The organism is Streptomyces sp. NRRL S-646 (assembly GCF_000720765.1).
Lineage (GTDB): Bacteria > Actinomycetota > Actinomycetes > Streptomycetales > Streptomycetaceae > Streptomyces.
This window is the reverse complement of sequence record NZ_JODC01000008.1, coordinates 445,210-458,516: the sequence shown is the minus strand read 5'-3', so window position 1 is coordinate 458,516 and position 13,307 is coordinate 445,210. Positions and strand designations below refer to the sequence as shown.

General features: G+C 68.8%; 13 protein-coding genes. 6 read left to right on the top strand and 7 right to left on the bottom strand.

Going from position 1 to position 13,307, the window contains the following annotated elements; all coding sequences use genetic code 11:
- The first annotated feature begins 160 nt into the window (after positions 1 to 160).
- Genes IH68_RS0122145 through IH68_RS0122130 form a run of 4 tightly spaced genes read left to right on the top strand, consistent with a single transcriptional unit; the run spans position 161 to position 4,681 of the window.
- Positions 161 to 1,126, top strand: coding sequence for a carbohydrate ABC transporter permease (locus IH68_RS0122145; protein ID WP_030937890.1), 966 nt, complete (start codon positions 161 to 163; stop codon positions 1,124 to 1,126).
- Positions 1,127 to 1,145: 19 nt separating this feature from the next.
- Positions 1,146 to 2,063 carry a carbohydrate ABC transporter permease gene (locus IH68_RS0122140; RefSeq protein ID WP_030937887.1) on the top strand — a complete coding sequence of 306 codons (918 nt, stop codon included), beginning with the start codon at positions 1,146 to 1,148 and terminating at the stop codon, positions 2,061 to 2,063.
- A 10-nt stretch (positions 2,064 to 2,073) separates the two neighbouring features.
- Positions 2,074 to 3,423 (top strand): ABC transporter substrate-binding protein, encoded by a 1,350-nt coding sequence (locus tag IH68_RS0122135; RefSeq protein ID WP_030937885.1) that lies wholly within the window; start codon positions 2,074 to 2,076, stop codon positions 3,421 to 3,423.
- A gap of 58 nt (positions 3,424 to 3,481) precedes the next feature.
- Positions 3,482 to 4,681 (top strand): Gfo/Idh/MocA family protein, encoded by a 1,200-nt coding sequence (locus IH68_RS0122130; protein WP_030937883.1) that lies wholly within the window; start codon positions 3,482 to 3,484, stop codon positions 4,679 to 4,681.
- Between the two features lie 302 nt (positions 4,682 to 4,983).
- On the opposite strand, the gene IH68_RS0122125 is transcribed toward IH68_RS0122130, so the two are convergent.
- Both IH68_RS0122125 and IH68_RS0122120 read right to left on the bottom strand, forming a co-directional pair.
- Positions 4,984 to 5,682, bottom strand: coding sequence for a L,D-transpeptidase (locus IH68_RS0122125; RefSeq protein WP_030937881.1), 699 nt, complete (start codon positions 5,680 to 5,682; stop codon positions 4,984 to 4,986).
- Positions 5,683 to 5,882: 200 nt separating this feature from the next.
- Positions 5,883 to 6,680 (bottom strand): SDR family NAD(P)-dependent oxidoreductase, encoded by a 798-nt coding sequence (locus IH68_RS0122120; RefSeq protein WP_030937879.1) that lies wholly within the window; start codon positions 6,678 to 6,680, stop codon positions 5,883 to 5,885.
- A gap of 49 nt (positions 6,681 to 6,729) precedes the next feature.
- Between IH68_RS0122120 and IH68_RS0122115 the strand changes: the two genes are divergently transcribed.
- Entirely contained in the window at positions 6,730 to 7,278 is a 549-nt protein-coding gene (locus IH68_RS0122115; RefSeq protein WP_030937877.1) for a hypothetical protein, read from the top strand.
- On the opposite strand, the gene IH68_RS0122110 is transcribed toward IH68_RS0122115, so the two are convergent.
- The 4 genes from IH68_RS0122110 to IH68_RS0122095 form a co-directional block, all read right to left on the bottom strand.
- Complete coding sequence (locus IH68_RS0122110) at positions 7,269 to 8,183, bottom strand: SDR family oxidoreductase (RefSeq protein ID WP_030937875.1); 915 nt, start codon at positions 8,181 to 8,183, stop codon at positions 7,269 to 7,271. The genes IH68_RS0122115 and IH68_RS0122110 overlap by 10 nt on opposite strands.
- 75 nt (positions 8,184 to 8,258) lie before the next feature.
- Positions 8,259 to 8,627, bottom strand: coding sequence for a DUF4180 domain-containing protein (locus IH68_RS0122105; protein ID WP_030937873.1), 369 nt, complete (start codon positions 8,625 to 8,627; stop codon positions 8,259 to 8,261).
- 42 nt (positions 8,628 to 8,669) lie between these two features.
- The gene (locus IH68_RS0122100; protein WP_030937871.1) at positions 8,670 to 9,299 is read right to left on the bottom strand and encodes an MBL fold metallo-hydrolase; all 630 of its coding nucleotides are present in this window, start codon (positions 9,297 to 9,299) and stop codon (positions 8,670 to 8,672) included.
- Positions 9,299 to 10,384: an S-(hydroxymethyl)mycothiol dehydrogenase gene (locus IH68_RS0122095; protein WP_030937869.1), complete on the bottom strand. Its 1,086-nt coding sequence runs from the start codon at positions 10,382 to 10,384 to the stop codon at positions 9,299 to 9,301. The genes IH68_RS0122100 and IH68_RS0122095 overlap by 1 nt, the downstream gene beginning before the upstream one ends.
- Positions 10,385 to 10,554: 170 nt before the next feature.
- Between IH68_RS0122095 and IH68_RS0122090 the strand changes: the two genes are divergently transcribed.
- The gene (locus IH68_RS0122090) at positions 10,555 to 12,309 is read left to right on the top strand and encodes an ABC transporter ATP-binding protein (RefSeq protein ID WP_030937867.1); all 1,755 of its coding nucleotides are present in this window, start codon (positions 10,555 to 10,557) and stop codon (positions 12,307 to 12,309) included.
- A gap of 119 nt (positions 12,310 to 12,428) precedes the next feature.
- Here IH68_RS0122090 and IH68_RS0122085 read toward each other — a convergent pair whose 3' ends face one another.
- The gene (locus IH68_RS0122085; protein ID WP_030937864.1) at positions 12,429 to 13,268 is read right to left on the bottom strand and encodes a (2Fe-2S)-binding protein; all 840 of its coding nucleotides are present in this window, start codon (positions 13,266 to 13,268) and stop codon (positions 12,429 to 12,431) included.
- Positions 13,269 to 13,307 lie beyond the last annotated feature (39 nt).

Genomic DNA, 13,307 nt, shown 5'->3' with positions numbered 1-13,307 from the left:
GACTCCCACATGATTTTTTTCGTTATGAAAGCAACCAGCTCAGGATAGCGCGCTCGGTCTGGCTTCAAAAGGACAAGCACGGGCCTCTTGACGCATGGATTCTTTCGCAACAAAAGTAAGTGACCTGAGGACGAGCCGCCGCGGACGAGGGAGTCTCCCGATGACCATCGCCTCCAGCAGCCCTCCGTCGCGCCTGCCACTGCGCGGCGCGGAGGGGGCAGGGACCGAACAGAGGACGGGACGGGCCAAGGCCCGTGAGAACGGGGGCGACGGACGGCTGGCCGCGGTGTTCATCGCGCCGGCGCTGCTGGGCTTCACGGTCTTTCTGCTCTGGCCCACGCTGCGGGGCATCTACCTGAGCTTCACCCGCTTCAACCTGCTCACTCCGGCCGAGTGGGTGGGCCTGGACAACTACGTACGGATGGTCCACGATCCGATCTTCTGGGACTCGCTCAAGGTCACCGTCGAGTACGTGGTCATCAACATCGGTGTCCAGACGGTGGCGGCGCTCGCCGTCGCGGTACTGCTGCAGCGGCTGACGCAGTCGGCCGTGCTGCGCGGGATCGTGCTGACCCCGTACCTGATGTCGAACGTGGTGGCGGGCGTCGTCTGGCTGTGGATCCTGGACACCCAGCTCGGCATCGGCAACCAGATCATCGGGGCGCTCGGCTTCGACCACATCCCGTTCCTTGCCGACGAGAACTGGGCGATCCCCACGATCGCGCTGATCAACGTGTGGCGGCACGTCGGCTACACCGCGCTGCTGCTGTTCGCCGGACTCATGGCCATCCCGAACGACATGTACGAGGCGGCCCGGGTGGACGGCGCGAGCGAGTGGCGGATGTTCTGGCGGATCACACTTCCGCTGCTGCGGCCGGTGCTGGCGGTCGTGCTGATCATGACGGTGATCGGCTCGTTCCAGGTGTTCGACACCGTCGCCGTAACCACCATGGGCGGCCCGGCCAACGCCACCAACGTGCTCCAGTACTACATCTACGGCGCCGCCTTCGGCCGCTTCCAGTTCGGCTATGCCTCGGCCATGTCCGTGGCCCTGCTCGTCGTGTTGAGCGCGATCACGTTCCTGCAGTACCGGCTCACCCGGGCCGGACACAGCGACCTCGGCTGACGGAAGGGAGAGAAACGACATGGCTGCCGTGGCAACCACCACGACCGTACGGCCCACCCGGCGCCGGGCTTCCCTCGGCCGGATCGCCGCCTGGACGGCAATGGCGGCGATCCTGCTCATCACGCTGCTGCCGTTCTACTGGATCCTGCGCACCGCACTCTCCACCAACACCGCCCTCGCCGCCCATCCCGGCGACCCCCTGCCGGTCGACCTGACGGCCGGCGGCTTCGAGCGGGCGCTGGGCCTGCAGTCGGCCAAGGAGGCGATCGCCCAGGGCGGTGCGGGCGGCGGGCTGAAGTTCTGGCGCTATCTGCTCAACTCGGTGATCGTCTCGACGCTGATCACCGTCTGCCAGATCTTCTTCTCCGCCATGGCCGCGTACGCCTTCGCGCGGCTGAGGTGGCGCGGCCGGGACAAGGTGTTCGGGCTGTTCCTCGCCGGGCTGATGGTGCCCGCGATCTTCACGCTGCTGCCGAACTTCGTGCTGATCAAGCAACTCCACCTGGTGGACACGCTGTTGGGCATCGCTCTGCCGACGATGTTCATGACGCCCTTCGCGGTGTTCTTCCTGCGCCAGTTCTTCATGAACGTCCCGCGCGAGGTGGAGGAGGCCGCGCTGCTGGACGGGGCGGGGAAGGTGCGGATCTTCTTCCGGGTGCTGCTGCCGATGGCGTCCACACCCATCCTCACCCTGGGCGTGCTGACGTACATCACCTCCTGGAACGACTACTTCTGGCCGCTGATGGTGTCCTACAGCGACAGCTCGCGGGTGCTGACCGTGGCGCTGGCCATCTTCCGCGCGCAGACCCCGCAGACCGGCTACGACTGGTCCGGTCTGATGGCCGCGACCCTCATCGCCGCGCTTCCGATGCTCGTGCTCTTCGGGTGCTTCGCGCGCCGCATCGTCAGCACCATCAGCTTCACCGGCATCAAGTAAGGGGACTGGCATGCGAGTTCGGATGCGAAGCGCCGTGGCGCTGACCGGCGCGCTGGCGCTGTCCCTGGTCGCCGGGTGCGCGAAGGGTGGCGGTGCAGGAGCGGGCGCGAACACGGTGACGTACTGGCTGTGGGACTCCAACCAGCTGCCCGCCTACCAGGCCTGCGCGAAGGGGTTCGAGAAGGAGAACCCGGGCCTGAACGTGAAGATCAGCCAGATGGGCTGGGACGACTACTGGACCAAGCTGACCGCGAGCTTCATCGCGGGCACTCAGCCGGACGTCTTCACCGACCACATCCAGAAGTTCGGCCAGTTCGCCGATCTGAAGGTCCTAGAGCCGCTGGACGACCTCGGCGTCAACCCCGCCGACTACCAGTCGGGGCTGGCCGACAACTGGGTCGGACAGGACGGCCACCGCTACGGCACGCCGAAGGACTGGGACACCGTCGCCCTCTTCTACAACACGAAGATGGCGAAGGCGGCGGGCCTCACCCCGCAGCAGCTCGACTCCCTGTCCTGGAACCCGAAGGACGGCGGCAGCTTCGAGAAGGCCATCGCCCACCTCACGGTCGACGTGCACGGCAAGCGCGGCGACGAACCCGGCTTCGACAAGAAGCACGTCAAGGTGTACGGCCTCGCGACCGGCGGTGGCGGCGACGGTGACGGACAGACGCAGTGGAGCAACTTCGCCGCGTCCGCGGGGTGGAGCTACACCGACAAGAAGCGGTGGGGCACCAAGTACGACTACGACAGCAAGACCTTCCAGTCCGTGATCAAGTGGTACTTCGGGCTGGCGAAGAAGGGCTATCTGGCCCCCCTGACGGACTACAGCGCGGGCGCCAACCCGGCCAACGCCCAGGTGGCCGCGGGCAAGGCGGCGACCGCATTCGACGGCGCGTGGATGATCTCCACGTACTACGCGATGAAGGGCATCAAGGTCGCCACCGCCTCCACACCTGTCGGCCCGACCGGCAAGCGGGCCACCATGATGAACGGACTCGCCGACTCCATCACCAAGAACGCCCACAACAAGAAGGGCGCCAAGAAGTGGGTGCAGTACCTGTCCTCGGACGCCTGCCAGAAGATCGTCGGCCGTTACGGCATCGTCTTCCCGGCCACCCTCGCCGGGACGAAGGCTGCGGTGGCCGCCTACGGGAAGAAGGGCATCGACGTCACGGCGTTCACCGAACCGGTCGCCGACAAGAAGGACTTCAGGACCTTCACCTTCCCGATCACCAACAACGCGGCGGACGTGTTCGCGCTGATGCACCCGGCCATGCAGGGGATCTTCGGCGGCGACAAGGCCGTCACCAGCCTCGACCAGACCAACGACCAGATCAATCTCATCCTCTCGCAGTGATCTCTCGCGCAGTGATTTCTCGACCACGATCTCTCGACCAGTGAAGGACACGCCTCACATGACGTTCTCGCTCGGCATCGTCGGTGCCGGCCAGTTCTCCGGCCAGTTCGCCACCCTCTTCCAGGCCCACCCCGGCGTCGGCGACGTCTATGTCACCGACCTCCTGCCCGAACGGGCCGAACAGCTCGCCACCGCACAGCAGTTGGCGGGCACCTTCCCCTCGTACCAGGCGATGCTGGAGTCGGAGGCCGTCGACGCGGTCGCCATCTTCACCCAGCGCTGGACCCACGGACCGCTGGTCCTGCAGGGCCTCAACGCCGGCAAGCATGTGTACTCCGCGGTCCCGATGGCGATAGCCACCGAGGAGATCGCCGCCATCATCGACGCGGTCAAGGCGACCGGGCTGACGTACATGATGGGCGAGACCAGCCAGTACAACCCGGCGACCGTGCACGCCCGCAACCAGATCGCCGAGGGCGCCTTCGGACGGATCTTCTACGCCGAGGGCGACTACGTCCACGACATGGATCTGGGGTTCTACGAGGCCTACCAGTACAGCGGCGGCGAGAACTGGAAGCAGACCGCCAGCTATCCCCCGCTGCTCTATCCCACGCACTCGGTGGGCGGGGTGCTCGGCGCCTGGCAGACGCACGCGGTGAGCGTGTCGGCGATCGGAGTGGTCGACGAGCGGGGCGACGGCGTCTTCGACAAGGACGTCAGCCAGTTCGGCAACGACTTCTCCAACGCGACCGCGCTGTTCGAGGTGGCGGGCGGCGGGTCGTTCCGTACGAACGAGTTCCGGCGGGTGGGCTATCCCTCGCATATCCGGGAGTCGCGTTTCCGGTTCTTCGGCACCGACGCGAGCATGGAGCAGCTGGCGACGGTCGCGCTGTGGCAGGACAAGAAGGGGGTGAAGGACATCAGCGAGCTGCTGGAGCCCAAGCCCACACTGTCTCCTGACGATCCGTCACTCCAGCATATCGCGCCGGATCTGCGGGCCGCCTTCACCTCGGGTTCGGCGCCGGTGCACGACCGTGCACGGCTGCCGCGGGAGTTCGACAACCTGCACAACGGGCACGAGGGCAGCCACCACTTCCTCGTCGACGACTTCGTGACCGCCGTGAACACGCGGTCGCTGCCCTCGGTCAACGCCTGGGTGGCGGCCCGCTACACCCTGCCGGGCATCGTCGCGCACGACTCGGCGCGACAGGGTGGAGCGCGGCTGGAGATCCCGGACTTCGGGGACGCTCCTCATTGAAGTCCTCCCCTGCCCGAGAGCAGGAGATTCCGGTCCGTACCGCTACGCGGTACCACCTTGGGTTCCTGTTTCACGGGCCACTGCCGACCGGTGCGGGTCGGTCTTACACGGCCTCCGCAGGCCTGACTTCCCGCCCGTCCGGCGGTAGGTCCGACAACTCCGTTGTCGGACAAGGCGATACTAGCCATGCCTCTGCGACCCTTCGGGCCGCTACAGGCAGGATGCCCTACACCTCCACCCTGAAGGGTGGAGCACTGGGCAAGTGTTCGGTAGCCCGGTGCTCAGCGCCGGGCACCTGCCGCTCAGGTGCCCGGCTTGCGGCCGTACACGAAGACGTCGTCGCCCGTTTTCAGCAGCGACCAGTACTTCTTGGCGTCCTTGGGGGTCATGTTGGTGCAGCCGTGCGAGCCCGGCGGGTTCCACATGCTGAGGTTGACCGAGTGGAAGGCCTGGCCGCCGTCGAAGAACTGGCTGTAGGGCATGGGCACGTTGTAGATGTTCGAGACGTGGTTCTTGTCCCGCCAGTAGATCTTCTTCAGGCCGGTGCGGGTCTCGTAGCCGTCGCGGCCGGTGCGGACCGGGACGGGGCCGTAGACGAGCCTGTCGCCGTCCTGGATCCAGCTGAGCTGGAGGGTCAGGTTCACGCAGGCGATGCGGCCCTTGTTGGTCGGGCAGGCGCCGTCCCGGTTGGGGTTGTTGCCGACGGCCTTCTGCTTGTTCATGAGGTCCATCACGCCCCAGGTGACGGAGCCCGCGTACCCGATGTTCGGGGTGATGCCGTGCTTGGTCTGGAAGACCTTGATGGCCTTGCAGTCGGTGGCGGACTGTTTGCCGTCGACGGTCAGGCCGAGGAACTTCTCCACCTGCTTCTGGTAGGGCCCGGTCTGTGTGGTGCAGCTCGTGGCAGCCTGCGCGGGCGCCGTCCCCAGCGCGAGTGCGAGCGGTGCCACCAGTCCGGTGATCCCGAGTGCGACGGCTCCCCGTCTGCGTATGTCCCCCATGGCCTGCCTTGCCTTTCGTGCGGTTGGGTCGGTCAGATCTGCGATCTCTGCCAGCTAGACCGGCGTCCGGCGCGATCGGTTGCAAGGCCTCCCCACGATGCGACGAAACGGTGACATTCGCAGTGCCGCAGGTCACAGCGTGATGCATGCCCCAGGGGCGGGCCGGATGCGTCCCTCGGTTCTCACCTGTCCCGGGAGTCTCAGACGTCCCGGTTCTGTCGTGTCGTCCTGAGGAATCCTGTGTTCACCGCGGTGACACCGCCGTCGACCGTGAGTGAGGTGCCGGTGATCCAGGCCGCGTCGCGGGAGGCGAGGAAGGCGACGGCGGCGGCGATGTCGTCCGGCTCTCCGACCCTGCCGAGGGGGTACAGCGGACGCATGGCCTCGAGCTCGTCGTCGCGGCCGTCCCAGGCCGAGGTGCGCACCGTGCCGGGCATCACAAGGTTGACGCGGACGCCGCGTGCGGCGACGTGCGCGGCCATGGTGCGGGTGAGGGAGACCAGAGCGGCCTTGGCTGCGCTGTAGGCGTGGTTGCCGAAGTCCTGCAGGGCGTTCACGGAACCGATGTTGACGACGGCGCCGCGGCCGGAGGCGGCCAGGTGCGGGAGGCCTGCACGGCAGCAGCGGTAGGTTCCGGTCAGGGTGATGTCGAGGTCGCGGTCCCACGCCTCGTCCGGCCCGTCCTCGAAGAGCGGGGTGTCGGGGGTGCAGCTCGCCGCGCTGTTGACCAGGACGTCCAGCGAGCCGAAGGCGTCCACGGCATGCGCCACGGCCGCCTCCACGGAGGCCCGGTCGGCGACGTCGCACCCCAACGCCTCGGTGGCCAGGCCCTGTTCCCGCAGCATGGCCGCGGTCCTGGCCGCCTCTGGTGCGTCCACGTCGGTCAGCAGCACCCGCGCCCCTTCCTCGGCGAGCCGCCGGGCGGTGGCGGCGCCGATGCCGCGAGCGGCGCCGGTGACGAGTACTCCGTACCCCGCGAAGCGCTTCGTGTCAGCCATGGGCTGAAGCTACTCCCGGAATGATCTACGCGGCAGATAGCGTGCGGCCATGTCCGCGTTCATACAGCAACTTCCCGCGCTCATCGGTGTGGTGATCGGCGCGTTCGGTTCCTATCTGGCGGTCGTGCGGGGCGACCAGGTGAGGTTCCGGCGCGAGCAGACGGCGCGTTGGGAGGAGAGACGGCTGGCGGTGTACTCCGACTACGCGCGGTCGGTGAAGCAGACGGTCACGGTGACGTACCGGGTCGCTTCCGAACTCGGCAACGGGACGCACCCGGATCCTCTCACCCTCGAAGAGGCCAAGCCGCTGCTGGCCGCGGCGAACGCCGGACGAGATCCGGCGGGCGAGGCGCTGATCATGCTCGGCAGCCCCGAGGCGGTGACCAAGTCACGGGCCTGGGTCGTGACGGTGATGGAGATGGAGCGCTTCGTGCGTGAGGGCACGCGGGATCCTGAGGCCTGGCGTTCGCTGCTGGATCAGCAGCGCGCCGGACGTGCGGCCTACTACGCGGCGGTGCGGGAGGACCTCGGCCTCCCGCCGGGCCACTCTGCGCGCTGGTCAGTCCGCGCCGGGGACCCCGTGCCTCCTCAGCGGTAGCCGGTCGTGTCCGCCGGCTTCCCCGCGTCCTGGACCTCGACGAGATACCGCCAGGCGTCCGGGCGGCTGCCGTCGAGGTCCGTGAAGCCGTACTCCTGGGCCAGTGAGCCGCTGGAGAGGGAGGCGCCGTTCCACCGGGCCACGTCGGGGTCGATGGCGAGGGCGGCGACGGCGCGGCCCACGTAGTGCGGGGTCTCGGAGATGGCGAAGTGGGGGACGCGTTCGAGGGCGTCGCGCCAGTTGTCCTCCCGTACGCCGAACTGGTCGAGCATGATCTCCGAGCGCAGCCAGCCGGGTGTCAGCGCGACGGCTGTCGCCCCTCGCGGTCCGAGTTCATGGCTCAGCGCGAAAGCCATGCGCAGCACGGACGCCTTGGCGAGGTCGTAGAAGAAGGAGACGCGGTAGGTGTCGCGGTTGTACTCGGCGGTTCCGTCGGTGACCTCGACTACCAGGCCGCCGGGGTGGCGCAGGAGGAGGGGCAGGGCGTGGTGGCTGGTGATGGCATGGGTCTCGACGGCGAGCCGGAGCAGCCGGAGTCCGTCGTCGAGGTCGTGCTCCCAGACGGGCCTGTCCCAGGCGAAGAGGTTCTCGCCGCCCCAGATGTCGTTGACGAGGAGGTCGAGGCGGCCCTGTTCGTCCGCGATGCGGTCCACGAGGGTGCGGACCTGTGCAGGGTCGAGGTGGTCGGTGGGGACGGCGATGCCCTGGCCGCCTGCCTCGGTGACAAAGTCGGCGGTGTCCTCGATGGTCTCGGGGCGGTCGTACTCCGAGCGCTGCGCACGGGTGGTACGTCCGGTGACGTAGACCGTGGCACCGGCGGCACCGAGCTGCACCGCGATCCCGCGGCCCGCGCCCCGTGTCGCCCCGGCGACCAGCGCCACCTTGCCCTTCAGTGGTGCGGACATGTCCGGCCTTCCCTTCCCCTACGACTGCTGTCCCTGTCGAGGGTGCCGGGAAAGCCGGACACCTTCTGTCGCCTTTTACGCTTGCAGTCTCGCGTCGAGGGCGTCCTCGTCCGCCAGGAACCAGATATGGCCGCCCTGGTTGGTCTCGTGGACGAAGTCGCGCAGTGCCGAGCTGCCTGAGAGGTGCTCGGAGAGGTCACCGAGGACGACGAGCCGTACCCGGTAGTTCACGAACTTCTGCATGACCGCGCCCGCAATCCCCGACCGCAGCCGGAAGAACTCGTCCGCCACCCGCTCGACGGGCACCGCCACCACCTCCGCCTCGTACCCCATCGCATCGCCGATCACATCGAGCGCAGCCTGTTCACCGTCGAGCAGCGGGCCGTCGGGCGCGCAGCGCAGGACGCGCACGCCGTTGAGGTCCATGAGGGTTCCAGAAGTCATGGGACGTGATCATAGGTCGGCCAGAGGCTTGGCCGGCAGGGCTCAGTGGCCGCGGGCGATCCATTCCTCCAGGTGGGGTGCTTCGGCTCCGATGGTGGTCGCATCGCCGTGGCCGGTGAGGACCTTGGTCTCCGCGGGGAGGGGCAGCAGGCGGTCGCGGATGGAGTCGATGATCGTCGGGAAGTGGGAGTACGAGCGGCCGGTCGCGCCGGGGCCGCCCTGGAAGAGGGTGTCGCCGGTGAAGACCGTGGCCAGGGCGGGGTCGTACAGGCAGACGGCGCCCGGCGCATGGCCGGGGGTGTGGATCACTGTCAGGTCGACCCCGGCCGCCTCGATGACCTGGCCGTCGGCCAGGTGGGCGTCGGGGTCGCGGTCGGGGTGGGTCAGCTTCCACAGCGGCAGGTCGTCGGGGTGCAGCCAGATGGTCGCGCCGGTGCGGTCGGCGAGCGCGGGCGCGGCGTCGACGTGGTCGTTGTGGGCGTGGGTGCACACGATGGCCGCCAGCCGGCGGTCCCCGACGGCTTCGGCGATGGCGTCGGCGTCGTGGGCCGCGTCGATGACGATGACCTCGTGGTCGTCGCCGACGATCCACACGTTGTTGTCCACCTCCCATGTGCCGCCGTCCAGGCTGAAGGTGCCGGAGGTGACGAGGCGTTCGATGCGTGCGGCCATCACAGCACCACCACCGAGCGCAGCACGTCGCCGTGGTGCATCCGCTCGAACGCCTTCTCCACGTCGGTGAGTTGGATGGTCTCGGTGACGAACTTGTCCAGCGGCAGGCGGCCCTGGAGGTGCAGGTCGATGAGCATCGGGAAGTCGCGGGAGGGCAGGCAGTCGCCGTACCAGGACGACTTCAGCGATCCGCCGCGTCCGAAGACGTCCAGGAGGGGCAGTTCGAGCTTCATCTCCGGCGTGGGCACACCGACCAGAACGACCGTGCCGGCGAGGTCGCGGGCGTAGAAGGCCTGCTTGTACGTCTCCGGGCGGCCGACCGCCTCGATGACGACGTCGGCGCCGAAGCCGCCGGTCAGCTCGCGGATGGCCGCCACGGGGTCGCTCTCCTTGGAGTTGACCGTGTGCGTGGCGCCCATCTCCCGTGCCTTGGTCAGCTTCCGGTCGTCCAGGTCCACGGCGATGATCTTCGCGGCGCCCGCCAGGTTGGCCCCCGCGATCGCCGCGTCACCCACGCCCCCGCAGCCGATGACGGCGACCGAGTCGCCGCGGCCGACGTTGCCGGTGTTGATCGCCGCGCCGATGCCGGCCATCACCCCGCAGCCCAGCAGCCCGGCCACCTGCGGGGCGACACTCGCGTCCACCTTCGTGCACTGCCCGGCCGCAACCAGCGTCTTCTCCGCGAACGCGCCGATGCCGAGGGCCGGGGACAGCTCGGTGCCGTCGGTGAGGGTCATCTTCTGCTCGGCGTTGTGGGTGTTGAAGCAGTACCAGGGCCGCCCCCGCAGACAGGCCCGGCAATTCCCGCACACGGCACGCCAGTTGAGGATGACGAAGTCGCCGGGTGCGACGTCCGTGACGCCCGCGCCGACCGACTCCACCACACCGGCCGCCTCATGACCGAGCAGGAAGGGGAACTCGTCGCTGATTCCGCCCTGCTTGTAGTGCAGATCGGTATGACACACCCCGCACGCCTGGATCCGTACGACCGCCTCCCCCGGGCCGGGGTCCGGCACGACGATCGTCTCCACCCGCACCGGCTCGCCCTTGCCCGGTGCGATCACGCCGCGTACTTCCTGCGCCATGGTGTTGAACCCTTTCGTCTGCAGGTGTCCGTGCTTCCGACCCTACGGGTGACTGATCAGTAACGGTGCCGGAGCCCGCTGCGTGCGCGCCGTCCATGTCCGGGAGTGACCGCGCCTCGGCGCGGGCGCCGACGTAGCCTGAATGCTCCGCACGACTCCCGAGGAGCCCCGTGAGCACCCCAGAGACCGAGCCCCGACCGCCCGCCTGGCGGCTGCTCCTCGCCTATGTACGGCCACATCGGTGGGCCCTGCTGACGGGCGCGCTGTTGTCGCTGGTCACGGGGGCCACCGGGCTGCTGCTGCCGCTGGTGGCCAAGGGGCTGATCGACGACCTGTCGAACGACCGGGCCATCACCGGTGCGCTGCTCGCCATGTCGGGGCTGGTGGTCACCAACGCCGCGGTGGGCGCGCTCGGTTCGTATGTGCTGCGGCGGACCGCGGAGTCGGTGGTGCTCGGCGCGCGGCGCGCCCTGTCCTCGTACCTGCTGCGGCTGCGGATCCCCGCGGTCGACCGCAGCGAGCCGGGCGACCTGATGGCCCGCATCACCTCCGACACCACGCTGCTGCGCGAGGTCACCACCGATTCGCTGGTCGGCCTGGGCACGGGCGGGCTCACACTCGTGGCCACGGTGGTGATGATGGGGCTGGTGGATCCGGTGCTTCTCGGGGTCACCCTGTGTGTGATCCTCGGGGCGGGCACGGTGCTCGGCGTGATCGTGCCGCGCATCAACCGGGCCAGCCGGCAGGCGCAGGACGCGGTCGGCGTGATGGGCGCCTCGCTGGAGCGGATCCTCGGCGCCCTGCGCACGGTGAAGGCATCGGGTGCCGAGCACCGGGAGGAGCGGACGCTGCACGAGGCCGCCGAGGATTCGTGGCGGCAGAGCGTGCGGGCCGCCAAGTGGTCGGCGGCGGCGGGCAACACGGCCGGTCTCGCGATGCAAATCGCCTTCATCACGGTGCTCGCGGTGGGCGGGGCACGGGTGGCGACCGGCGCCATCCAGGTGGGCACGCTGGTCGCGTTCCTGCTGTACGTCTTCTATCTGATGTCGCCGATCCAGCAGGTGGTGGGCGCGATCACGCAGTACCAGACGGGCGCCGCCGCCCTCGCCCGCATCCAGGAGGCGCTGAGCCTGCCCTCCGAACCGGCGGCCCGGCCCGCGCCGTTGCCCACCTCGGGCGCGGAACCGGCCGCGCTCGCCTTCGACGAGGTCCGCTTCCGGTACGCCGACGATCTGCCGTATGTCCATCACGGGGTGACGTTCTCGGTGCCGGCCCGCGGTATGACGGCGTTCGTCGGCCCGTCCGGCGCCGGCAAGACGACGGTGTTCTCCCTCATCGAGCGGTTCTACGATCCCGAGTCCGGCACCATCACCCTGGACGGACTCGGCCTGCAGGACTGGGAGTTGCCGAGGCTCCGGTCGGCGATCGGCTATGTGGAGCAGGACGCTCCCGTGCTGTCCGGTTCGCTGCGGGACAATCTGCTGCTGGGCAACCCGGATGCGTCCGAGGACGCCATCGCTCGGGTGCTCAAGACGACGCGTCTGGACGGTCTGGTTTCCCGGCTGCCGAAAGGCCTGGACACCCTCGTGGGACACCGCGGCACCAAACTCTCCGGCGGCGAGCGGCAGCGGGTTGCCATCGCCCGGGCGCTGCTGCGTCGTCCGCGGCTCTTGCTGCTCGACGAGGCGACGTCGCAGTTGGACGCGGTCAATGAGGCGGCGCTGCGGGATACGGTCGGCGATGTCGCCCGAACTACAACGGTTCTTGTTGTTGCGCACCGGCTGTCCACGGTGACGATGGCCGATCGGATTGTGGTGATGGATGCAGGGCGGGTGCGGGCGGTTGGGACCCATCGGGAGTTGGTTGCCGGAGATCCGTTGTATGCCGAGTTGGCGGCAACGCAGTTTCTTGCCACCGCCGACTGATTTGACGGGTTTTCCGTTCGACTGCGGCTGCCGTCGTGGCTGGTCTCGCCCACGCGGCGGAGCTGCATATCGACACAGCCCCGCGCCCCTGGCGGGCGCTTTCCCCGGCCGTCTCTTTCTCAGTTCTGGAGTCTGCGCAAGCGCTCCGCGTCGGGCGTGCGGGGGCAGGTCACGCAGGCCTCCGCAGGGCGGATCGCGTAGAACATGCAGCAGCCGGTGCGGGTACGTGTCGCGTGGCGTTGGCCGTTCTCGGCCGTCAGGTGGCGGAAGTCGGCGCCGCTGGGATATGGGGGCACGGCGATCGGGAGCACTTCGGTGGCGGCCCGTACGGCGTCGCTCTCCTGGCCGAGCATGCGGCCCAGGTACCAGATGCCGGACACCAGGTCGTCGGCGACCATGCCCCAGAGGGAACGCGTCCCACGTCGTGCCACGGGGCCGATCGCGGACAGCAGCGGACGCATGTGGTCGGCCATCGCCATGCGCAGCGCGGCCCGCAGCTGATCCTCCTGAGGGACCGTCAGCACTCCGGGGAGCGAGGCGACGGGGTCGCCGGGCAGACAGGCGAGCTCGGTCCCGGGTGTGATCTCGTACGCACCCGTGGCGAGGTCCAGCCGCAGGTCCTCGGGCCGGATCCGGGGCACCCGGCGTTCCAGGTACCAGGCGCCGCCGATGAGCACGCCGACCGACCAGGCGTAGTCGTGCAGGGCCCGGGAGGCGGCGACGGCCGGGCGTACGGCGACATCGTAGCGGTCGTGGATGCGGGCCGCCTCGGCGTCGACGAAGGCGTCCAGGGCGGTGCGGTCGGACGCCAACTCGGCCGCCGTCACACCCACTTGGCCCGAGGTCTCCGCGACCCGTACGTCCAGCGCCGCACAGACGTCGGCGAGCCGTCGGTAGACGTCGCCGAGGGCGTGGCCGACGGCACGGTCCGGTGAGGTCTTCGGGACGGCCACGGCCATGGGCGTGCTCCAGTGCGGGATGTTTCGGCTGAGGTTAAA